We start from the raw sequence: 21,471 nt of genomic DNA, 5'->3' as shown, positions 1-21,471 counted from the left end.
CCGTCTCCCACGGGGTATCAGACCGTCGTCGGCCGGCACCACGACCGACGCCATCAGGAGGAGGACGACGATGCCTAACTGCGAAACGTGTGGCAACGACTACGACAAGGCATTCACCGTGATCATGGGGGACCGTCGTGGCGTGTTCGACAGCTTCGAATGCGCCGCACACGCGATGGCGCCGGTGTGCGGACACTGCGGATGCCGGATACTCGGCCATGGCGTCGAGGACGAGAGTCGGATCTTCTGCTGCGCGAACTGCGCGCGGCTTGCCGGCCACGAACGGCTCGTCGATCGGGTGTGACCTGCAGCGTCAGCTTTCGATCTGGTCCTCGAGTTGGCAGCGGAGCGTCGCGAGCGACCGGGCCAGCAGCCTTGACACGTGCATCTGGGATACCCCGATCTCTTCGGCGATCCGGCTCTGGGTGAGGTTCGCGAAGAACCGCAACAACAGGATCCGGCGCTCGCGATCGGGCAACGCCGCCAGTATCGGCCGGAGCGTCTCGTGATTCTCGACCGCCTCGAGACGCCGATCGTCGGCACCGAGGGTCTCGGCCAGCGGATGGTCGTGGCGGCGCCCCACGGTCCCGGCATCCACCGACACGGTCTGGTACGCGTTGCCGGCCAGCAGTCCGTCCGCGACCGCGTCCTCACCGATCCGCAGCTCCGCCGCGAGCTCGTGGTGCGTCGGCGGCCGACCGAGACGCTGCGACAGGACCGACACCGCGCGACCGAGCTCGAGATGCAGTTCCTTGACCCGGCGGGGCACCCGCACGGCCCACCCGGTGTCCCGGAAGTGTCGCCGCACCTCGCCCATCATGGTCGGGACCGCGAACGCGACGAAGTCGGACCCCACGCGGGAGTCATATCGGTTGACCGCATTGACGAGCCCGACACGCGCCACCTGAACGAGGTCGTCGTGGAACTCCCCACGGCCGTCGAACCTGCGAGCGATGTGATCGGCGAGGGGGAGGCACCGCGTGATCACGGAGTCGCGGAGCACGCGGTAGCGCGGGTCCCTGCGGTCGAGCGACGCCATCGACTCGAAGACCGGACCCACGTCACGGTATTCGTCGGTGCGCTCGACTGCAGGATTCACGCAATCGACCCGGGAGATCGTCGGGGGGAGTGGAACGGTGGTCCCGCACGGTTCGTCCGCCGCGCATCGTGTCGAGGTGCGTCGTCGTCCCTCACGCGTCCTCCGTTCGGCCGGACATCGGATGCGTCCATCGTATGACGGTGCGTGGTCACTGCGGGAGGCCCGTTGACCTCCGCCAACTCGATCGACTACCTCTGCCCGGATCGAACGGAGGACCCGCTCAGGTCAGGCCCGAACTCTAGAATCGACACGTGTCCAGCGGAGCGTCCTCCGGGAAACCACCCGGTCACGGGAGCCGCGTACCGGGATGGACAGTCGGTGCGACGCGTTCGCGGTGGGTGCCGCGGGCCGGGGTGGCGGCCGCGGGGGCGCTGCCGCTGTTGGCGTTCCCCGAGCCGAACCTCGGCGTGCTCGCGTGGGTGTCGCTGGTGCCGGTGGTGCTGCTGGTGCGCGCCGCGGCGACCGCGCGCGAGGCCGGACTGCGCGGCTGGCTGGCCGGCGTCGGATTCCTCGCGGGTACGCAGTACTGGGTGGCGCCGAACCTTGTCTGGTTCTTCCCGCTGGCTGTGGGTGTGCTCGCGCTGCTGTGGACCGGGTGGGGCGTGCTGGTGTGGGATGCGTTGCGGGAGCCGGTCACCGGCCGCGGGGCGGTGGCGGCCGCAGTCGTCGTGCCTGCAGGGTGGGTGCTGGTCGAGGTGGTCCGGTCGTGGCAGTGGCTCGGTGGGCCGTGGTCGTTGCTCGGTGCCACCCAGTGGCAGCACCCAGGTGTGCTCGGGCTCGCCGCGCTCGGCGGGGTGTGGCTGGTCAGCTTCGCGATCGTGGCATCGAACATTGGGGTCGCCCTGTGCGTGGTCGGCGGCGTGGCAGCCCGGGCCGTCGGAGCGGTGGCGGTGGCGGTGGCGGTCGCCTCGGGTCCACTCTGGTCCGCGTGCCGACCAGCGGAGCCGCCAGCCGACGTCGCGGTCGTCGCGCTTGTGCAGCCGGGGATCGTGCACGGCGACCTGCTCTCTTTCGAGGAAGACCTGACCCGAGGGATCGGCGCGCCGGTCGACCTCGTGGTGTGGGGTGAGAGCAGCGTCGATACCAATCCGGCCGCCGACCAAGCGCTGCTCGTTCGGCTGGGCGCGTTGTCCGCGGCCGCGGGGGCGGACCTACTGGTCAACGTCGACGCGCCGGTCGGCGAGTCCGGCGCGATCTCGAAGGCGTCTGTCCTGATCGACCACAGCGGAATCCGCGATACCTATCGGAAGATCCGGCTGGTCCCGTTCGGTGAATACATCCCGTTCCGCGACCAGCTCGGCTGGCTCAACCGGATCACCGCCGCGGCGGGGCAGAACCGGCAGCCCGGTGACAGGTTGGTCGTGATGAACGCCGGCGGTTTCCGGGTCGGGCCGCTGATCTCCTTCGAGGAGACCTTCCCGGACATGGCCCGCGCGCAGGCGCGGGCGGGGGCGGACATGCTGGTGTACCAATCCTCCACGGCCACCTTTCAGGGCAGTTGGGCGCCCGCGCAGCTCGCGTCGTTCGGTGCGCTGCGGGCCGCGGAGAGTGGCCGCCCGGTCGCGGCGGCCGCATTGACGGGGGAGTCGGCCGCATTCGACGCGCGAGGACGCCGGCTCGGGTCGATGCCCGCCGACGAGCACGGCGTTCTGCTCGTCGAAGTGCCCGTTCGGACAGAGGACACGCTCTATGACCGGCTCGGCAACTACGTCCCGGGCGTCTGTACCGCGGTCGTGGTGGGCTACGTGGCAGCGGCGGTCGTCCGGCGGCGGGGTGGTCCAGTTGCCAACTAGCGCGGCGATTCACGACAACGCAGGGGAGGCGAGCGAAACCCGCACGCGCGCATGGATATTCGCCATTATCCATGACAGTGGTGTGGGTGGGGGCGGTGACCGGCGGGGAGGCCCGGGTCCGATCGATGTTCCGGTTCGGGATCCTGCGCCGCATCCGTCGTCGAGTGCAGTACGCGACGGCGTTTTGTCTGATGCCGGCCGCGTACCCGGCACGCTACATGACGCGGTGTCGACCGGCATCTGATACTCGGAGTTCGTCTCAGCTGCGCGAGTCGATGAGATCGACTCCGTGAACTCGCCGGGGCCCGGATGGCAGGTCCGAGCTGCGGGCAGAAACGGAGACATCGAGCCTGATCGCACCTGAGTCGATGTGGCCCGCGGCGGGTGCGTCGGTCGTCGATGTCACGGGTCGCGCGGCCGCAGCGGGGTGTCGGACCTGCAGCCGGCTCCGTGGCGCAGTGTTCGGTCCTGTCTCCTCGGGGAACCGCCCGATCTCGATTACTTGACATAATATGGATTATCGGTGAAACGACGACCTGCGATAACGCCGAATGTTCGCCCCGGCTGTGAATCGTCATCGAACTTGGCGGATCGTCAGATAGTTGGCATCTCTCGCAGTTCGGCTAGTCCCGGTTGGACGTGACGGGCGGTATGCCACGGATCAGCCAGCGCAGATCGGCCAGAGCCGTCCACGAACGCCTAGTTGGCATTTTCGTCACCGCTGTTGGCAAATGCTCAGATCGGTTAGCGCTTGCGGGCTTTCATGGACTGTGGATCGTCCGACCGTCGCCGCTGCTACCGCGCTTCACCCTTCGCGCGCTGCCGCATCGGCTGATGCTGGTTCTCGCACCTACTCGCGTCGAGTGGCACTCGCCCGGCTGCTCCTCCCGCCTTGCCGTCGCGGGGTGTCATTTAGTCACGTGACGAATATGTTTTGGAGTCCGTGTGTCCGATCATGATCTCCCCGCGGGTCGCGGCATGAGTGTCGGCACGCCAAGGATGCCGTGTGGCCGGCGTCTCCTGACGCGCGAGGTTGTCTTACGTCAAGTACGTGGCAGGGTGTGAAGCCCGGGATGGTGCAGGCAGGATTCGCCCGCACCGTCGGCCTCGAGAAGCTGCCGACCGGCGTCGAGGAAATGCTGCTTCCGCTTCGACACCGACATATCCGACACCCCGTGCCGGCGGGAGGCCTCGGCGCCGCGCATCTCCCCCGGACAACACCGCCCGCATCTTCACATCGACCGGGATCTTTTGTCGGGACGACCCCGATTGAGATGCTGCGGCGGCAATGAGGATGAGGCACGTGCAGCATTGAAACTCGTGACCGCGCGACCGACAGGTCGGGAAGGTGGTGTGTATTCGACTGTGTTGCAAGTAGAGTCGGTGATGGGTTGGGAATGGGAGTGGCCCTTCTCGCGACCATGGCCGACACTGCCATTTCCGGTGGGCGAAGTTGGCGCCGACGGAACAATCACGGTCTACTGCAGGGCTCTGAGAGGCTGCGATCTCCGCGAACCGCAGGCTGTCTGGTCGGCCATCTTGCCCGCCGTCGACGACATCGCCGTCGATCTTGCTTCCTCGCACTAGATTCGGCGGTGGGCTGCCCCGTTGTCCAGGGCGTCAGGATCTGATTTGGGAGCAGGCGGACGCACATCCGTCCGCTCGGCAAGTACCCCTTCGGTGGCCTCCCGAACCCCGCCGCCGCGAGGTTTGGGAAACACCCGAACGGGGAATGTCCGTGATGAGCAGAGGGCTCGTTTGACCGCGGGACGGTCCGCCGCCCCATGGTCATCTGAATGAGGGTGAGGCGTAGCGGTGATTGTGCTCGGGCTGATCTTACTTCTCGTCGGATTCCTGACGGGAATCTCCATTATTTGGACCATTGGCATCGTGGTCGTGGTAATCGGAGTAATTCTCGCACTACTCGGCGCGACAGGCCGTGCAGTCGGAGGCCGCCGCTACTGGTACTAGCGCTGCCGAGATTCGGCAAGAAGATTAAAGGTCGGTCCCGCCTCCGACGGACAGAGCCGGCCTAGGGAGTGTCTCCCAATGTGGGCGGTTGATCGGCGACACTCTTCATTGTGTCGCGCACCGAATACTTGACGGATGAGCAGTGGTCGTTGATAGAACTGTCGCTTCCCACGGCAATGACATAGAGGCACAAGCGGAACCGACTGTTTCTTGTCCGCCGGAAGCCGTCCTTCGACCGCACGTGAGGAGGCACTCGGTGCGAATGCCGACGACATCATGGTTCGGGCTGGCTAGGGTCGACGTATGGACGGCGCAGAGATTCTGAGGCTGGAGCATGCAGGATGGGCATCTTTGTGCCAGGGAACGGGGGCTGACTTCTACGGCCGGCTCATGACAGCGGATGCGGTCATGGTTCTCTCGCACGGCTTCGTGCTGGATCGCGACGCGGTGATCGCCTCGCTCGACGACGCCCCGCCGTGGCGGGACTACGAGATCAGCGAGGACCGCCTCATCGAGGTCGGCGAGGACACCGCGATCCTGGTCTACACCGGCCGGGCCTCCCGCGGCGAGGGCGCGCCGGCGTTCCACGCTCTGATGTCCAGCGTCTACACCCGTCGCGACGGCCAGTGGCGACTCACGCTCTACCAGCAGACATCCGTTCCGGACGCCGACCACTACCAGTGAGGAGGGCAAGCAGGTCGAAGCAGTCGCCCATCTCATCTCCGTCACCGGGACACCAGCCATCCGGCCGTGACCACGAACGAGGCCCCGGACTAAGGTAGGTCTCCTATTTAGCGAGGAGTCGTAGCCGGTGGAAGCTCTGCGGACTCGTCTGAGTTGGTGGACTTCCCGCCGGTGCTGATCGCGTCCTCTCGATCGGCGATCTTCAGCCAGCGGTGCAGGCATCCTTCGGTGATTCCAAAGTCCTTGGAGATCTGGCGCAGAGGGCCTAGCGCTTGCGGGCGGCGACAGCGATGACGTCTCGGCGGAGTTCCTCGGGGAACGGCTTCGGCATGGGGAGCATCCTCTTGCAGGCTGTCACCATAGTTGGCAATTACCCTCCCCTCGACTGCTTGTCCAGCTACCGCTGTTGGACACCACGCGGGTCGGCTGCCGATTCCGTCTGTGCGGATTACACACCTGGCGACGCGAACGGAACAGCGGGGCTGAGACGCGTGACAAGCGGTTCCAAATCCAGGCTGTGACCGATGACGGTGCCGGTCAGCAACCAGGGAAAGCAGTCCGATTCTGCGCTCTTTTCATCGTGAGTCTGCTGCGCGCCGTTAGTGTGTTACTAAGACCGCAACAGCGGTGGAGGCGACGTGCTATCCATCCCTAGGCGGACCCGGGCCACCACGGTTCAGGTGAAAGCGGCGTCACAGCCCAGCCCGGCGTGTCTATCCCCGATTCCAGGTCGAGGCTTCGGCAGTCGGCAGCATCGCGTTCTGGCCCGCTCGAATAGCGTAGAAAGATGCCGTGGGTCGACGCCGTCAGAGCGACCAGTTCGGCCAGTGTCGTAATCGCGACGAGCGGCGCCCCCGATGGCTCCCGATTCGAAACCGCGCCGGTCACGACGCCACCCTCCGAACACATCTCGGACAAACCCCTCGAGCATTCCTCGCGTTTCCAACGATGACGACCACAGTCCGTGGACCCGGGCCGGGGCGCGCCCAACCATCCATCCCGTTGGAACCCCAGACCCGGCAGTCCGCAAGGCGCCCCGGTGCCGACCCACGTTTAACTTCCAGGAGCCTCGGGAATACACCGTCAGTTGCATTCGCTTCGGAGGCGCAGGTGCGATGAGACAGACATGAGATTCGAGGCCCATTGGGAAACCAAAGCTTCTCCTCAAAGGGTGTGGGAGGGGCTTGCCGACGGATGGCGGTATCCGGGCTGGGTGGTCGGGGCGTCCGGAATGCGCGCCGTGGACCCCGAATGGCCCGCACCCGGCGCACGGATCCATCATTCGGTCGGTTTGTGGCCGTTCCTGATCGACCACACCGAGGTATTCGAGGCAATCCAGGGAAAGCACTCACGCTCAACGCCCGCGCGAAGGGCTTCGGTCGAGCTCGGGTCGAGATTCAGGTACGTCCCGACGGGGTCGGCCGTGTGATCGCGATGGGCGAGCATCTCGCCTCGCCTCCCATGTCGTGCTTTCCACAGCGCGTCGTCGAACTGGCCGCGGTGCCCCGCAATCGGGAGTGCATCCGGCGGCTGGCGCTGCTCGCGGAGACTCCTTCCGATTCGCGCGACGGCTCGACCGCGCCGAGACTCGGGTGATCGGATGAGCGAGCGAGCGGACGCGATCGTCATCGGTGCGGGGCCCAACGGACTGGTCGGGGCGATCACCCTCGCCAACCGAGGATGGGACGTGCTGGTTCTCGACCGGGCCGACACCGGGAGGTGCCGTTCGGTCGGGTGAACCTCCATCCCGAGTACCGCTACGACCGGTTCAGCGCCTTCTATCCTCTCACCGCGGTGTCGCTCGCATTCCCCTCGCTCGACCTGGAAAAGCACGGATTGTCCTGGAGTCGGGCGCCGATCGCGGTGACGCATCCGCTGGATGCCGAGGACGCGAACGCTCCCGCCGTCGGTCACTGACAATGTTTGCCCGCGGACGCGACCGGGTATTGGCTGCGTAGACCGTATCCACGGAATGGAGATCATGTCATGACGGACAAGGACAAGTCTGGGCCTACAGAGGCAGTCAAAGGCACCGTCGAGGGGGTGAAGGGAAAGGCCAAGGAAGCGGCGGGCGCCGTGACGGGTCAGGACGATCTCGTGCGCGAGGGTAAAGCACAGCAGGACAAGGCCGCCGCGCAGCGCGAAGCGGCAGAAAAGGCGCGCGGCAAGGCGTCCGCGAACGAGGCACGCCAGCGTACCGAGCAGGACAAGTAATGCGATGACGTCGGACACGACGCTGTGTGGAACGGGTGAACCGATTCGTCCGCGAAAGCCGACTCCCCGCAGGTTCTGGCGACTGCCCGGCGTCTATCCGCCGCAGTCGGACACGCATCTCCTCGCACGCACGCTGCTCGTGGAATCGCTCGAACCCGGTACCCGCGTTCTCGACATCGGCGCGGGTACGGGATATCTCTCGGTTTCGGCTGCGTTGGCCGGATCTCGCAAAGTGACCGCGGTGGACGTCGACAGACGGGCTTTGCTGAACATTCGGCTCAACGCCAGGTTGAACGGCGTACGGGTACGCGTGGTGCGTGGCGATCTTACGATTCCGTTCGGCGCGAACGATTTCGATCTCGTCGTCAGCAATCCGCCCTATGTTCCTGCGGCCGACGACGTTCTGCCCGTCGGCGGCCTGGCTCGTTGCTGGGATGCCGGGCGGGACGGCCGAGCGTATCTGGATCGCATCTGCCGCGAGGCCGCCCGCATCCTCTCTCCTGGTGGAGTCCTCCTGCTCCTGCAGTCAGGCCTGAGTGATATCGACGCCACATGGACCGAGCTGCGGCGCCAAGGACTTTCGACGGACGTCGTATCGACCGAGCACATACCCTTCGGCCCGGTACTCACCGCGCGGGCATCCCTGCTACGACAGCGGGGGCTACTGCGACCTGACGAGGATTTCGAGAAGCTCGTCGTTTTTCGCGCAGTCAACAGCGGGTCGGCCGCACACTGACTCGTGCGACTGCCGACTGGTCTGCCCCTCGTCGCTCGACGACGTTGAATACGATCTTCTTCCGTTGTAGGTTCACCTGATCTTGCCCCTCGTTCCTACTGCCCCCGTTGCTTCCCTCTCCACCAGGCACGCGGGAGGCACCCACGTCCACCGTGTCAGGCCCCGACTACTCACTAACTCGCATCGAGCGAGAGGTCGCAGTGCCTCTTTCAGCCCCGCCGGCGGCAGTTCGTCGTCGGTTCGCCTTCTCGATCGCGTGGACCAACTCCTCTTTACGCATCGTCGATCTGCCGTGAATGCCTAGACGCCGGGCAATGTCGTAGAGGTGCCGTCTGCTCGCATTGGCGTCGACGCCCTCGGCCTTTCGACCGGTCGCTCGCGGGCCCCCGCTGCGGGCTCGCTCGTCCAACGGCCCCTTCTCGGCCTTGGGTTCCCAATGGTCGCCGACTTTTTCGAAGCTGTGCTTGAGGGCCGCGTACGCAACCCTGTGTGCTCGCTCCCCCTCGCCGTACTCCTCCGCTGCAGCATCGTGAGCCTTGGCGAAGGTACGTTGCGCCTTAGCCGATGAGCGCCGGAGCGTTTCCGGCAACTCCAGCTTCTTCGGCTGCCCAGATCTGGTCGTCTTGGGCATCACCGGCACCTCCTCTTCTCCTTCGAACCGAGTGACCTATTTCAGAGCCGATGCAAGCTCTCGAACGTAGAAGTCGAAGAATCCGTCGACATCAGGCCCCGCGTTGACGAGGGCAAGATGATCGAAGCCGGCGTCGGCGTACGCTCGGATCCTCTCCAAGTGCGGTTCCGGATCGGGCCCATAGCCGAAGCTCTCGGCTATGTCGGATTCGCGGACGACGGACGCGGCAGCCTCGAAATTGACCGGGTTCGGCAGCTCGGCCTGAACCTTCCACCCCGCGGCCGAGAACCGAAACAGCTTGTGAGCGGACTGCAGGGCGGCTTCCTCCGTTGGCGCCCACGACAACGAGACCTCGGCGTACCTCGGCCTGATCCGCCCGCCTTCTCGTATTGGGCGATCAGATCCCGGTCGGCCTCCGTCGCGAACAATCCGTCGCCCATCTCGGCCGCGATCTTTGCCGCCGGTCCGCCGGAACCCGCCACGATGATCGGTGGAAGTCGCTCCGGCAGATCGAACACGCGCGCATCCTCGAGCTCGAGATGTCGACCGCGGTAGCTGCGGTAGCCGCCGCTCCACAACAACCGAATGATCTCGATCGACTCGCGCAGCATCGCCGAGCGGGTCGATGCCGACGGCCAGCCGCGCGCGACGACATGTTCGTTCAGTCGTTCCCCGCTTCCCAGACCCAGCACGAACCTGCCGTCGGACAGTAACGCTGTCGTTGCCGCCGCCTGGGCCACGATCGCCGGATGGTAACGCACGAAAGGACATGTCACACCGGTGGCCAGTTCGAGGATCGACGTCTTCGCGGCGATCGATCCCAAAATCGACCACGCGAAGCCCGAGTGGTTCTGATCGTGCAGCCACGGATGGAAGTGGTCACTGATCTCGACGAAGTCGAAACCCGCCTCCTCGGCCCGGACCGCCTGCCGAACCACTTCGATCGGTGAGTACGCCTCTGCGAACAGCTTGAACCCGACCCTCACAACGCCTCCGTCCATCCTGCACGCGCGACCCGGTGCGTTGTCCGAATACCCCGCAGGCTGCCACCCGAAACCGACCGAAGGTCGTCACGGACCTCATATGCCGTGTTGCGTTCGAGTCACGATCACCGAAGTGCGTGCCTACCGAGGATTCCCCGGCGCCTCTGCGGGTACCTCGCCCCCGTCCGAACTCAAGGCTGCGATGCAGTACTTCACGCAGGCTTTCGTCCTGCGGCGCAAGAACCCCAGATGTACGACCTGTTCATGGACTTCGCCATCGAGGAGTTCAGCCACCTCGAGATCGTGGGTTCGATGATCACGATGCTTCTGGACGGCCTCAACGACGACCTCAAACAGGCCAACGAACGCTGCGACTGGATGCCAGTCGTAGCGACCGCGGACGGACGGGAACAAGCCATTCACCAGGGTGCCGTCAACCCGATCTACCTGAGTCTCACCGGCGGCGGACAGCTTGGCGGAAGCGGTGTGGCTTCCTCCGTCGACGATAGGGCTCCACCAGCGGCTCTCTCACCATAGGAACTGCTCCTGTTCGGCGTGTGCCGCTTTTCGGGAATGAGGGCGGCAAATGATCTTGTGGACCGTGCCGCTGCAGGGCCTGCCGACGGGTACGCATCGACAGAACCTGCCGTGGCGGGGGCGGCGCCGGACGAACACCCCCCGCTAATCCCCGTTCCAGTACCGCCCGGACCGCTCACGACCCCACCGCGCATTGAGTGTGGCGTTGCCCCGAACTTGCCGCCCGACCTTCACGGTAGATCTGAACCGGCGACCACGATCGACCCTACGCGAAATCACCGATCGCGCAACGGGATCAATAGCGCGCTGACGTGCAGATAAGACCTATCAGGATGAGAACTTCCGGTACAGACGCAGCCGGGGATGCGTTGTGCACCTGAACCTATTCCACCTTCCTTCGGCTGATCGAGATGTTACGTTGCTTTCGCCTATATGCATGGGGCGCCGCCGGTTTAGTTGGTCTCTGACTGGGGTGAGGAAATGGTGGCGCCGCAGCTTCTTTCTGTCGTCATGCGGTTGGGCGGAATCTCTACGAATTGTTGCGCAGGCCAATCGAGGAGGTTGTATCGCGATGCCAAAGCACAGAGCTACAGACATACGCACTCTGAAGATCAAGACCCGCATCATGGTTGCCGCGACGGCAGTTGCCGCGCTTGCGATCGGTTCGCCGGCGCTGGCGAACGCTGACGGTGAGGGCGGTTCGGGTAGCCACGGTAGTGAGAGCTCCGGCAGCGGCGAGGGCAGTCTGGGCAGTGCCGGTAGCGCGGAGGCCGGCAGCGCCAGCCTCGGGGAGCACGGAAGTGCGGATCTGGGCAGCTTGATTCTGCCGTTGCTCGGAAGCTCCGGTTCCAACAGCGGCAGCCTCCTACTCGGCAGTGGCGTACTCGGAAGTGTCGGGCTTGGAAGCCTTTTCGCGGGGTCCGGCGGATCGGGCGGCCCAGGCGTCCCCGGCCCCGGCGCACCGGGACCGGCACCGAGCGTCCCCGGCCCCAGCGCACCGGGACCGAGCGTCCCACCCGGCCCCAGCGAGCAAGCGCCACCCGCCCCGCAAGGCGGAGGGCAGGTCGCTGTCGCCCCCATGGGCGGCGTCGAAGCCGGCGGCGGACCCTCGAACGACACCGCTGGACACGGATCCGGTTGGCTTGTCGGCAGCGCCCTGCTCGTCGCGGCCGCGGCGGGTACGACAGCAGCTGGCGTCGGCAGGCATCGTCGCCGGGCGTAAGTGCCTGACGATCGTGTGAAGTGTGAAGCACACCGACAGGCCATTGCCCGGGCAGCCGAGGCAATGGCCTGTCGGGTGGCTCTGCTTCACGGGTTCCAACGAGCCAGCGGTAGACCTGCACGATACTTGTCGGACGTTAGTCTGCAGAACCTTCCACTCCACGGGGTGGAGCAAGAGGTCTGCATATCCGGCCCTCCTTGCGGCGCCGACGCACGCTCGTCTCGCGTCCGGTACGACTGCAACGAGGCGCCTGCCACCGCGACAGCACGCCGAGGGATCCCCGAGTTGTGGGGCCCGCCGGCTCCGGTTGGTTTCGGTCGCCCCAGTTACAGTCGATCCATGGACCGCAATTCCATCGAAGCTCTTCCGGTTGGCCGGGCGTTTTCGCAGAGGGCCAAGGCCCTCGCGATCATCGACGCGATCCTGTGCCCGGAGTGGGAGTACCGCTACTACTCGTTCAACTCGGAATGGGGTTCCGGACAGTCGATGGCCTCGGCCCGGGACGGCCAAGGCGCCGAGTATTTTGCCCTGATCTCGGATGATGTCATCGGATTCAAGTCCTACGAACCCCAGAGTCCGGCGGTGCCGCCGCCTTCCGCCGGCTGGGCCGCCCATACGCCCGCGAACACAGGGCTCGGGGACTTCTGGGGCGAACCGGCGTTTTCGATGGATCACATCTCGTGGTTGGCGACGTGCGACGCGGGCATCTGGCAGTTGCTCGCGGGTGAACTGCGGATTCCTGACCTGGCAAAAGCGCTGACCCGCGACGCAGATGAGCACGCCAGCTGGGCAGCCACGTACTACGAGCTGACCCCGAGCACCGAGCAAGTTGAGGCGATGCGGCACCTCTTCGACGGTGAACCGCTGACCGGCGACGTTGTGGCCGCGCTGAACCCGTCCGCGGGCATCGTCGACCTGACCGACGACATCACGGAGATCGGTTGGCCAACCGCGGTGTAGCCGTTGCTCTCGCACGAACAATTGCCAACTATCGTGACCACGATCGCGAGGGAAAGCCGTCGCGGTAGTTGTCACACCACAGGTCGGCGCACCTGCGGATGACAACTCCGATGACGATTCACACCGGCCCGCCGTCTGTTCTGTTGTGAAGGGCAACCGTAGGTGGCCATTCGTCATCCAAGCTGGCCACTTTGCCAACCTTGCCGGTTGGCGGATATATACCCCCGTGGGTATCATTGGAGGTCACATTCATCGCCAGGAGATCAGACAGCTTTGTAGAGTACTGATTCCGACAGGCCTCGTGAACCACTGCGGGCTATCCAAGTGCCCGGCTGTGTCAGTCTCGCCGCGGCGGCCGTAGCAAACGGGCCGTAGAGCTAGCATGAGTCAGTGAAGATCGACCGGATTCCCGACGGAGCTCAGGACCCCCGCGCCAGCGTCTTGACGCGCGCACGACTAAGTGACATTCAGGACGTCGATGACATTCTGACGCTGGTTTCTGCAGAACGAGCCGCAAATCTCGACTCCCGAATCTTCATCACGCTCGACGATCTCGCCCAAGCCTCGTACACGAGCATGCACGCCGGCGAGGCTGATGAACTCGAAGTTGCGACAGACGATCTCGACTTTCTGAACGACCCAGGCGCTCAACGGCGCTTCGAGCTCCGGCAGGTCGCTCATGCGGCGGCTCAGCTCGGCAGGAGCGAACTCATACCGAGCTGGGACGAACTGCACGGCACTCGAGAATGCCCTCCCGACTGGATTGACCGGATGGCCGCCGTCAACGACGACCCGACCACCATTCTCGACGACGAAATCCACGTTCTCCACGTGCCGGTCCGCGACAGTCTGGCGGCAATCGCCGGCTTCCCGAATGGGTACTTCAGCGTCGACTGGGACACGTTCCAGAACTACACCGTCACTCGTCATCTCGCCGACGCCTACGGCTATCGTCCACTTGGTATCGGTGCGTCCTGGATTGGATTCGAACGGGATACGCCGTTGTCCCTGCTGAAGGCGAATGAACTCATCGAGGAGCTGAAGCCCATCTACGGCGGTATTGACGCGCCCGGATGGACTCGCCTCGAGGACGCCCTGACTCGCAGGCGGACGCTCTTCCTCGGCTACACCGACAACTTCGCCGACTGAGAAAGCGGTGGGTCTGGTCCAGCTCCGGGGTCCGTGGCGGTCGACCCCGCAGCGCACCCGCAACCTCCTGGAGATCAGCGACCTCCCAGTCGACCGGATCGCCGCGGAGGTCGGCTTCACCACAGGGGCGTCGTTGCGACAGCACCTGCACGCGGCAATCGGAGTGTCTCCCCATGCCTATCGGAACACCTTCCGAGCCCACAGCAGGGTGCCTAGCAGATCCTGAAAACCGGTGCGTCAGTCGGCGTCCGGCGCCTTCACTGCCCGCATCGGACGTCGCGAAAGCAGATGTCCGAATTCCATTCAACACGGTCACACTCCCCCCATGTCCGCCCGCCTCGCGATCAAGAAGTCCGAACAAACGTGATCTCGCTCCATACCTCCAACGCTCAGGACGTCACGATTCGCCTCGCCGACGACGTGGGTCGGGGGACCAAGCGGACGGCTTGGGAGATGGGCGCCGGATGAGAGCTCAGCTGACGCGTGTGCACATTGTCATCGACGACCGCACTCACGTCTCAGGGGTGCGCCGGCGGCATGTGGTCGACCATCTCGGCAAAGACGTTGACCTGACCGCCGAAGAACCTTCCGCCGCGGTCCAGTGTCTCGACACTGATCAGCGCTCCGGACCCACTGTCGATCACCATCCGGTCGACGTAGCCCTCCTCGAAGGTGAACTCGAGTACATAGCCGGGCCGCCCGGTCCGATCCGTACCGATACCGAGGTCGCGTGCCCGGATCGCCTCGAGGTCGAGCCCGGCGAGGACTCGGTAGATCCCGGCCTTGACCTCGGGCGTGACTGCCGGGTCCGGAAGCAGCTTGGTCGCCAGCCGATAAAGTGCCCGGTCAGGGGCTTCGTCGACGTACCCGAGTCCGAGCTGCTGCGACAGACTCAGCATTTGCGTCCGCAGCTGGTAGGGGTCGGCAGGAAGTCCGGCCAGCTGCGCGCTCGTCAGGTATCCGGAAGTTTCGTGGAGGTCCCCGCCGACCTTGCCGACGAGTGCGGTTCCGTCCGGGCGCACGAAGGTGTCGTACGTCGGGTGATCCGCATCGGTCAGGTTGGTGAACTGCAGGTGCCGGATCGGTCCGGTCTCGATCGGCTCGGTCATCGCCGCGACCAAGTCCGCGGTTTGCTCCAGCGTGCGGGCCGCACCCACCGTGACGACCTGGCTCTGTTCGGGTACACCCATGTGGTCGTATCCTGCGGCGAAGACGAACACCGAGACGGCGACACAGGCGGCGCTGACCACCGCCGTCACCCGCCCTGGCCGGCGACGGAACCTACCGAGAGTGACGACCGTCGTCGATGACCCGGTGGCGTCGGACGCCGATCGCTGCGTGGACTTCTCGATTTCTACGGTGCGCATCAGGTTTCGTCTCGCTCGGAGGATGACCTCGTCACGGGGAGGCTGCGGCTCGGGTCGCCGACTGCGGATCTCCGTGAAGTCACCCATGTCCATCTCCTTGCCCCGGTTCGGTCTGCTGTCGCCCTGTTGTTGTGAGTTCATCGGGTTCCGGTTCACGCAGTTTGCGGCGGAGCCGGTTCAAGCGAGAACGCACGGTTCCGGTAGGGATCTGCAGCGCCTCGGCTATCTCGGGATAGCTGAGGTCTCCCCACGCGTAGAGCAGCAGCGTGTCGAGATCTGCCTGCGAGAGTCGCCGCAGCCGGCGCTCGAGTGCGCGGACCTCGCGGCGGGCGTCTATCGAGGCGTCGACCCGGTCCTCGAATGGCAACGAGCTGTCTGGCCTGGGATGGCGGGCGAGCAGGGCGATGTCCCGGCCCAGGCGGCGACGGTTCGAGTGCAGAACGTTGCCGGCAATTCCGTACAGCCAGGGCAGCGCGTGTTCGTACGCCAGGTCGAAACCCGCCCGACGACCGAACGCGACCACGAACACGTCCGAGGCGAGATCATCGGCCGCATCGCTGCCCGCCCGACGAGCGAGATAGCGATGAATCGTGCCGAAGTGACGATCGAAGATCCCCGCGAAGGCGTCCGGATCCGTCAGCGACCGGGCGATCAGCTCATTGTCTCGCGGGCAGGGAACCTCGCGGAGTACATCAGTGTCCACATGCTCATTTGTCACGGGCGCTGGATCCGGTTCACGGTCAGGGCAGACGGCGTGGATGAAATCCCAGCGGCCGTGCCGTTGCTGTGGACGGTTCGTGGACCACACAAGGACGGCAAGCGTCCCCTAGGCCGGGTCGGGCTACGGTCGGACTGCTTTGCGACGACCCGGATAGAATCCGGTCTCCTTCTCGCCATCACGCCGAAAATGGTGAGCGTCCCGTCAGGTGAATCCCTATGAGGTGCATCACCATCGACGCGAAAGGTGATGTTGTGGCTGGAGACAGTCATCGATGATGCACCGCTGAGTGCTTCTCGCAAGGCTGGCCGTGTACTCTCGCGAGATAGTCCCTGAGACACCGCCTTCCTTTGCAGGTCCAGTCGCTACGCTGCAAACCGTCGGGAAACGACCATCGCGAATGGCCTCTCCCACCCGCTGGGCACTGCGCTTCTTCCGCTTCGCCCGACGTGTCGAGTACATGGCCATCGAGCTCGCCGAGGTCGGAGAACCGATCCCACATCGTGAGGATCGGCCCCTCATCCATCACAGCGCTCGGAGCAGTTCGGGCTTGGGCTCGCTTCAGCGTGATACCGCGCTGCGGCCAGTGCACGACATAGTGGACCGCCATGCGTATCCCGGATAGCAACTGCGCCGAATGCGCAAGCGATCATGTCGACGCCTTGCTCGAGCGTGGAATAGGCTCTACTCGTTCGCGGCAACGCGCTGATTGAACTGGACCTTGTGGCCGTCTGGAGCGGCGACGGTCGCGTAGATACCCCAGGGCTCCCTGACCACGTCTGACACTGTTGCCCCACGTGCACGCAGCTGCTGTGCAGTTTCGTCGACATCGTCACTTGCGAAGGTCAGGAAGGCCCCGTCACCAGACGATCGCCCAAAAATGTCCGCGGGCGAAAGGACGATCGTGGTTTGCGCTCCTGCAGGTCGCACTTCAACCCAACGCGCACCATTTCCCATGTCAGCGTCGGAGACGACCTCGAACCCGAGAATGTCGCGGTAGAAGGCGAGCGCCTCGTCTTGGTCGGCCACGTAGATAACCGCCGAAGCGACATGCGTGATCATCCACTCAGGCTAGCCTGGGCCCGACGGCCCGGCAGGACTTCGCGATAGCCGTCACGGTCGGCGACTAGAACTAGCGGTGGGTGACTGGCCATTCGTCGTACCGCTCGAGGCCACTGGTATCGCCAGTTCCATCTGTTGATCTTTCGGCGACCCGTGTCATCTGACGAAGCCTGACCACCCGCCATCAGTAGCTCTTCCAGTCCTAACGCACCCAATCAAAGATGCCGAGCCAGGCAGCTACCAGCACAACTGATTACGTCGACTGCATGAAGAGGATCAGCTTCGAAGACCGGGAAACCTACATTCGACACGCACGGGATTCTCGCGCGTCAGACGTTTCCCTCGGGGGGGGGCGTGCTCGTCGAAGTGACCAGGCCGAGCGCGCCCAGCGTCCTCCCCGCCCGCGCAACGAACGCCGCAGAGCGAAGTTGTACATTGATACAACTTGTATCGATATACAACTTTGCGAGGTGAGTTGTCATGCGGCCCATGACACGGGCAGAAGTGCGTGCCGCGATCGTAAACCTGGATCCGGCGCAGAAGAAGGTGCACCTACCGACGTGGTTCGACGAGGTGCGCTGGCATCGGATCGACTACCTCGGTTGGCGAGACCTGCGGGCTGCGATGCGGGTCTACCTGGTCGCCGACGTCGACGACGAGGCTTTCGGGGTCATCCTTCGGCAGAACCCGAACCAAACCGCCCTCGGTTCTCGCGCAGTGATGTGCGACCTGTGCCGGTTCGCTCGGCGGTTCAACGAGGTTTCACTCTTCACCGCGCCACGCCCGTCCAGGGACAAGCGTCAGCGGCTGAGTACGCTGGGGCTCCACGTCTGCACTGATCTCGACTGCAGCGTGAATGTCCACAGCAAGCCGATCGTCGGACCACTCGACCCCCCCGGCCGAGGAGACCATAGAACGGCGCCGACAAGGGCTGCGGGAGCGAACAGTGACGTTCCTACGGTCGGTGTCGGATCTCGATCGAACTGCACGACGGAGCGAATGATGGCGTATCTGGCACGTACCGAGCGCCGACGCTCCATCGTCGATGCGGCCGCCACGGTCGTGGCGAGGGACGGTCTCAGCGCTGTGACAGCGCGCACGGTCGCGGAGGAACTCGGCGGATCACCGGGGCAAATTCATCATCACTTCACCTCGACCGACGAACTCGTCGCCGAGGCGTGGCGCCAGTATGCCGCGAGGGAGATCGAGGCCTACGGGGCGGAAGTCAGCGGTCTCGAACCGCTCGAGGCGCTGACGAACTTCTTTCAAGATCTGCTGGGCGAGAAGGACGGTCAGGCAATGGCCCGATGGGCCGAGGCGGCGGCGCACGCGCAGTTACGCAAGCCCGTCGCGGACAGTTACGTCGAGTCGCTCGCCCGACTGACGGACGTGCTTGCGTCCGTCCTCGTTCGCCGTGACCTCGACGTGGCTCGGGCCCGGGAAGCCGCGGGCCGACTGCTCATGCTCGCAGTCGGCCTCGCCGGGATCGCCCGCATCACCGACGATCCGCCAATCTCCCTGCGCTCCGTCATGCTCTCGGCCATCCACGCGGAGTGCGCTTGACGCTGTCGGCTATGTCGCTCGATCCACCGGGGCCGCGCAGGCGCGCCGACGAGGCCAGCTGTCAAGGAGCACCAAACGTCGTCCACCACACGAGCTCGGCGATCGGTCTCTACGTGATCGCGACTATCGCGCAAGCGCTCGCGTGGACAGACCTGAGCAGCAGCGAGTAAAGCTCGCCCGTCGTGTTCTTCCTCCTCGCGGCCGCGGTGCTCGCCGCGATCCTCGGAGGGTGCACAGATCGACGGTGACCTACAGGGCGAGCTCGCGCAACGAACTCGACCGTGTCAAACGGGTCCCTACCGAACTGCCTTCGTTGACGCCGACGGGACCCTCGCGGCCGTCGCAATCGTCCACCTGTCTCGCGGCCACTCCGGCGGTGCGACCGTCGCGCAGACGCGACAATGGCGCCGTCGTGCACGCCGACTGCAACAGAGGGGGGATTCTGTGCAGTCGGCCACCGCAAGGCGATCGGCGCCTACGCTCGAGGATGCAGGACGGTCGCCCACGATCAAACGTGGTCGACCATCGCGGGTAGTCGAAGCCGACCGCCACGTGGCCCGTCTACCGGTCTGGGAACCCGGTGGCTGTGGCGACCGCACACCTGACGCCGCGTCGTCCGCGACACCTCGAGTCGGTTCGATGTCGCCGCTACTGGGTATCCCGCCGGCACCATCGCCAGTCCGGAGACGAGGGAGGACTATCTGATGGCGAACGAGGACACCGGCTCGATCACCGGCACACGCGACAAGGACTGCAACCTGATCTGGTTCGTCGAGGCGTCACTGAGGGACGCGCTTCGGATGGAGACCTACGTCCAGGACGCCGAACGCAACGGCGACAACGAGCTCGCCGACTTCTTCACAAGAGCACAGGCAGAAAGCCGCAAAGGTGGCGAACAAGGCAAAGCCCTACTGTCCGAATGCCTTTCCCGCTCCGGCAGCTGAGCGGACGCCGGAACGTGGCGGGGTTCAGCGTATCCCGGTCACTTCCTGCGCGATATCAGCCAGACGGGTCTGAGCTGCCGAGACGACGCCGTGGCGGTTCTTGTGCGCCTCCTCGTACGCGAGGATCGCCCGGACATCGGCCGTCTCGGTCAGCTCCTTCACCTCGGCGACCACCTCCGAGACGTTCAACTCGTCGTAGTCCGCGATCGGCAACTCATCGGGCGTGAGTGCACCGGTGGTGGTGCGGACGCTGTGCAGGGCATCGGCGATCGTGTCGGCGCCCTCGCTGCGGGTGACGTGTTCGGCGCGTTCGAGGGCGGCGTTACTGCTGGCAGTGATCGTTTTCGCGGCCACGTCACCGGCGTGCGCCCCGCGGCCGAGTAGCCGGTCGATCCGCGGCCCGGTGGAGCGGGCCGCATCCATCGCCCGGTCCAATCCCTTCGCCGACCACGACATCGGGGCATTCACCAAACGCACCGCCGCACCGGTAGCGGCCTGCATCGGTGTCCTGCGCAGGGCGGCGGGGCCGCCGAGTGCTTCCTCCGCGAGGACCGTCGTCAACCACTCCGCGGTCGCCGAATGCGCGATGATCAGCCGCTCCGCCAACTGCACGACGCCCGGATCGTGTTCGGCGGTGGCCAGGGCTTTCAGGTACCGGGCCCGGTCGAGGAGCTGATGTTCGAGTGCGAGGTCGCCGAGCAGTGCTTCGTCGAACGGCTGTGCCTGTTCGGTGACCGTTTTGACCGCTGACGCGGCGCGTCCGAGGAGCGGCCCGACCAGATCCGGGAGACCGCCCAGCTCACGCAGGGCCCGCTCGATCGCGTCCGTCCGGTCGCGCGCGTTGTCGGCGTTACGGGCCAGCTCGGTGGCCACGGCCTCCGTGCGGGCCTGCGCCCTGCGGGTATCCGCCACCTGTATCTCGGTGTTCGTCAGGTCGAGAATCGTGCGCAACTGCGTGATCAGGGTCGATGTGTCGGGCATAGCAGGCTCCGTTCCAGGGTCGATGGTCATTTCCCCGCCGCGCTTACCCACAGGTCGACCGCACCAACCGTCACGGTCAGCTCAGCCCGCGACCGTCCCCTCGTACCGGTGCACGACGTACGCCTCCGCATCAGCGACAGGCCCGCTGTTCACCCACCGCGGATGCTCACACGACTTCCGCGTGGCTGTCAGCGACCGCCACGTACTACGCGCAAGGCGGTCGATCTCCGGCTGCGGCACCTCCCGCCGCTCGACGACATCGAACCCGATCGTCTTCTGGTTCACACCCATGCCCGCCACCCTAGGCGGCACCGACGCGCTCGCCGGGGCTTTCTCCGAACCCATACAGGCTCGTTACCGGACAGTGCCGTTGAGTCGTCAAGAGACATTCAAGTGTTTTCCCACAACGGATTTCAACAATCTGGTAGCAACCAAGACGCGCTGCAGCCTCGACGACTCGTCGCCCTGGCCCATGCCCGCCGCTAGGTTCTGCGAGAGTGCGATCGCCCACAGCCCTCGGCGATTACGGGGCCGATCGCACTCAACCAGAGGCGGGCCGAGCGACAGTACGGGACAGGGCTTGATTGTTCGCATGCCCTGTTCGCGGGCCCTGCGTCGATAGCCGCCCTGTCCGCGCCGTACTGAGCTGTCGAACGGGCGTGCGGGATGGCCAAACCGCGCCGTATCCGGCCGGCGTCGAACCACCTGTCACCGCGTTCGGTGAGCAGCGCTTCGCTGCCGTGGTACGAGTCCAGGCGTGTGCTGGCGCGACTGCGGTCGGCCTGCTCTTGTCGCGGGGCACGGCCACAGCCGACCGTGAGCAGCCGTCGAGGCGGAATCGGATGCAGGTACCTATG

Annotated in this window: 21 protein-coding genes and 3 pseudogenes; 14 read left to right on the top strand and 10 right to left on the bottom strand. The window is 65.2% G+C overall.

What is annotated here, in order from left to right:
* Window positions 1-70: 70 nt before the first annotated feature.
* Complete coding sequence (locus HUN07_RS14155; protein WP_114723560.1) at window positions 71-304, top strand: hypothetical protein; 234 nt, start codon at window positions 71-73, stop codon at window positions 302-304.
* 9 nt (window positions 305-313) lie between these two features.
* Here the strand turns inward: HUN07_RS14155 and HUN07_RS14150 are convergent, their stop codons facing one another.
* Complete coding sequence (locus tag HUN07_RS14150; RefSeq protein WP_302675453.1) at window positions 314-1,099, bottom strand: SigB/SigF/SigG family RNA polymerase sigma factor; 786 nt, start codon at window positions 1,097-1,099, stop codon at window positions 314-316.
* A gap of 251 nt (window positions 1,100-1,350) precedes the next feature.
* Here HUN07_RS14150 and lnt point away from each other — a divergent pair, with 251 nt between their 5' ends.
* The 3 genes from lnt (at window position 1,351) to HUN07_RS14140 (ending at window position 5,547) form a co-directional block, all read left to right on the top strand.
* Window positions 1,351-2,892: an apolipoprotein N-acyltransferase gene (gene lnt / locus HUN07_RS14145; RefSeq protein WP_174910391.1), complete on the top strand. Its 1,542-nt coding sequence runs from the start codon at window positions 1,351-1,353 to the stop codon at window positions 2,890-2,892.
* A 1,815-nt stretch (window positions 2,893-4,707) separates the two neighbouring features.
* Window positions 4,708-4,863 (top strand): DUF6131 family protein, encoded by a 156-nt coding sequence (locus tag HUN07_RS26995; RefSeq protein ID WP_220181949.1) that lies wholly within the window; start codon window positions 4,708-4,710, stop codon window positions 4,861-4,863.
* 303 nt (window positions 4,864-5,166) lie between these two features.
* Window positions 5,167-5,547, top strand: coding sequence for a nuclear transport factor 2 family protein (locus HUN07_RS14140; RefSeq protein ID WP_114723562.1), 381 nt, complete (start codon window positions 5,167-5,169; stop codon window positions 5,545-5,547).
* Between the two features lie 137 nt (window positions 5,548-5,684).
* On the opposite strand, the pseudogene HUN07_RS14135 reads toward HUN07_RS14140, so the two are convergent.
* Together HUN07_RS14135 and HUN07_RS27470 are read right to left on the bottom strand one after the other, a co-directional pair.
* Window positions 5,685-5,878 (bottom strand): annotated as a pseudogene (locus tag HUN07_RS14135) (transposase); the annotation flags it as partial.
* A 320-nt stretch (window positions 5,879-6,198) separates the two neighbouring features.
* On the bottom strand, window positions 6,199-6,456 hold the full coding sequence (locus tag HUN07_RS27470; protein ID WP_368077014.1) for a DUF6098 family protein: 258 nt from the start codon (window positions 6,454-6,456) through the stop codon (window positions 6,199-6,201).
* Window positions 6,457-7,147: 691 nt separating this feature from the next.
* Here HUN07_RS27470 and HUN07_RS27615 point away from each other — a divergent pair.
* The 4 genes from HUN07_RS27615 (at window position 7,148) to HUN07_RS14120 (ending at window position 8,497) form a co-directional block, all read left to right on the top strand.
* Window positions 7,148-7,285, top strand: a complete 138-nt coding sequence (locus HUN07_RS27615) for an FAD-dependent oxidoreductase (protein WP_441346769.1) — start codon at window positions 7,148-7,150, stop codon at window positions 7,283-7,285.
* On the top strand, window positions 7,282-7,464 hold the full coding sequence (locus HUN07_RS27610; protein ID WP_441346768.1) for a hypothetical protein: 183 nt from the start codon (window positions 7,282-7,284) through the stop codon (window positions 7,462-7,464). The genes HUN07_RS27615 and HUN07_RS27610 overlap by 4 nt, the downstream gene beginning before the upstream one ends.
* 69 nt (window positions 7,465-7,533) lie before the next feature.
* The gene (gene mbp1 / locus HUN07_RS14125; RefSeq protein ID WP_174910389.1) at window positions 7,534-7,761 is read left to right on the top strand and encodes a microaggregate-binding protein 1; all 228 of its coding nucleotides are present in this window, start codon (window positions 7,534-7,536) and stop codon (window positions 7,759-7,761) included.
* Between the two features lie 4 nt (window positions 7,762-7,765).
* A complete protein-coding gene (locus HUN07_RS14120) occupies window positions 7,766-8,497 on the top strand; it encodes a HemK2/MTQ2 family protein methyltransferase (RefSeq protein WP_174910387.1) in 732 nt (243 codons plus the stop codon).
* Between the two features lie 166 nt (window positions 8,498-8,663).
* On the opposite strand, the gene HUN07_RS14115 is transcribed toward HUN07_RS14120, so the two are convergent.
* On the bottom strand, window positions 8,664-9,128 hold the full coding sequence (locus tag HUN07_RS14115; protein ID WP_174910385.1) for a ChaB family protein: 465 nt from the start codon (window positions 9,126-9,128) through the stop codon (window positions 8,664-8,666).
* 36 nt (window positions 9,129-9,164) lie between these two features.
* A pseudogene (locus HUN07_RS14110) lies at window positions 9,165-10,114 on the bottom strand (TIGR03557 family F420-dependent LLM class oxidoreductase).
* A 184-nt stretch (window positions 10,115-10,298) separates the two neighbouring features.
* Between HUN07_RS14110 and HUN07_RS26990 the strand changes: the two are divergent.
* The 4 genes and pseudogenes from HUN07_RS26990 to HUN07_RS14090 form a co-directional block, all read left to right on the top strand.
* A pseudogene (locus HUN07_RS26990) lies at window positions 10,299-10,579 on the top strand (manganese catalase family protein); the annotation flags it as partial.
* Window positions 10,580-11,219: 640 nt separating this feature from the next.
* The gene (locus HUN07_RS14100; protein ID WP_254622508.1) at window positions 11,220-11,870 is read left to right on the top strand and encodes a hypothetical protein; all 651 of its coding nucleotides are present in this window, start codon (window positions 11,220-11,222) and stop codon (window positions 11,868-11,870) included.
* Between the two features lie 339 nt (window positions 11,871-12,209).
* Entirely contained in the window at window positions 12,210-12,830 is a 621-nt protein-coding gene (locus HUN07_RS14095) for a hypothetical protein (protein WP_174910383.1), read from the top strand.
* A gap of 390 nt (window positions 12,831-13,220) precedes the next feature.
* Window positions 13,221-13,979 (top strand): hypothetical protein, encoded by a 759-nt coding sequence (locus HUN07_RS14090; protein ID WP_147283564.1) that lies wholly within the window; start codon window positions 13,221-13,223, stop codon window positions 13,977-13,979.
* A 518-nt stretch (window positions 13,980-14,497) separates the two neighbouring features.
* On the opposite strand, the gene HUN07_RS14085 is transcribed toward HUN07_RS14090, so the two are convergent.
* From HUN07_RS14085 to HUN07_RS14075, 3 genes are all read right to left on the bottom strand, one after another.
* Complete coding sequence (locus HUN07_RS14085; protein ID WP_147283565.1) at window positions 14,498-15,433, bottom strand: hypothetical protein; 936 nt, start codon at window positions 15,431-15,433, stop codon at window positions 14,498-14,500.
* Window positions 15,426-16,049 (bottom strand): RNA polymerase sigma factor, encoded by a 624-nt coding sequence (locus tag HUN07_RS14080; protein ID WP_174910382.1) that lies wholly within the window; start codon window positions 16,047-16,049, stop codon window positions 15,426-15,428. The genes HUN07_RS14085 and HUN07_RS14080 overlap by 8 nt, the downstream gene beginning before the upstream one ends.
* Window positions 16,050-16,748: 699 nt before the next feature.
* A complete protein-coding gene (locus HUN07_RS14075; RefSeq protein WP_174910380.1) occupies window positions 16,749-17,126 on the bottom strand; it encodes a VOC family protein in 378 nt (125 codons plus the stop codon).
* A 489-nt stretch (window positions 17,127-17,615) separates the two neighbouring features.
* On the opposite strand from HUN07_RS14075, the gene HUN07_RS26985 reads away from it, so the two are divergent.
* Window positions 17,616-18,689, top strand: a complete 1,074-nt coding sequence (locus HUN07_RS26985; RefSeq protein WP_254622507.1) for an FBP domain-containing protein — start codon at window positions 17,616-17,618, stop codon at window positions 18,687-18,689.
* A 704-nt stretch (window positions 18,690-19,393) separates the two neighbouring features.
* Window positions 19,394-19,633 carry a hypothetical protein gene (locus HUN07_RS14060; RefSeq protein ID WP_174910377.1) on the top strand — a complete coding sequence of 80 codons (240 nt, stop codon included), beginning with the start codon at window positions 19,394-19,396 and terminating at the stop codon, window positions 19,631-19,633.
* A gap of 24 nt (window positions 19,634-19,657) precedes the next feature.
* Here the strand turns inward: HUN07_RS14060 and HUN07_RS14055 are convergent, their stop codons facing one another.
* Both HUN07_RS14055 and HUN07_RS14050 read right to left on the bottom strand, forming a co-directional pair.
* Window positions 19,658-20,614, bottom strand: coding sequence for a ferritin-like domain-containing protein (locus HUN07_RS14055; protein ID WP_174910375.1), 957 nt, complete (start codon window positions 20,612-20,614; stop codon window positions 19,658-19,660).
* Window positions 20,615-20,695: 81 nt separating this feature from the next.
* Complete coding sequence (locus HUN07_RS14050; RefSeq protein WP_174910373.1) at window positions 20,696-20,905, bottom strand: hypothetical protein; 210 nt, start codon at window positions 20,903-20,905, stop codon at window positions 20,696-20,698.
* Between the last annotated feature and the right edge of the window lie 566 nt (window positions 20,906-21,471).

The sequence above is a fragment of the Rhodococcus sp. W8901 genome, from assembly GCF_013348805.1.
Classification (GTDB): domain Bacteria; phylum Actinomycetota; class Actinomycetes; order Mycobacteriales; family Mycobacteriaceae; genus Prescottella.
This window is presented reverse-complemented; position numbering and strand designations above follow the sequence as displayed.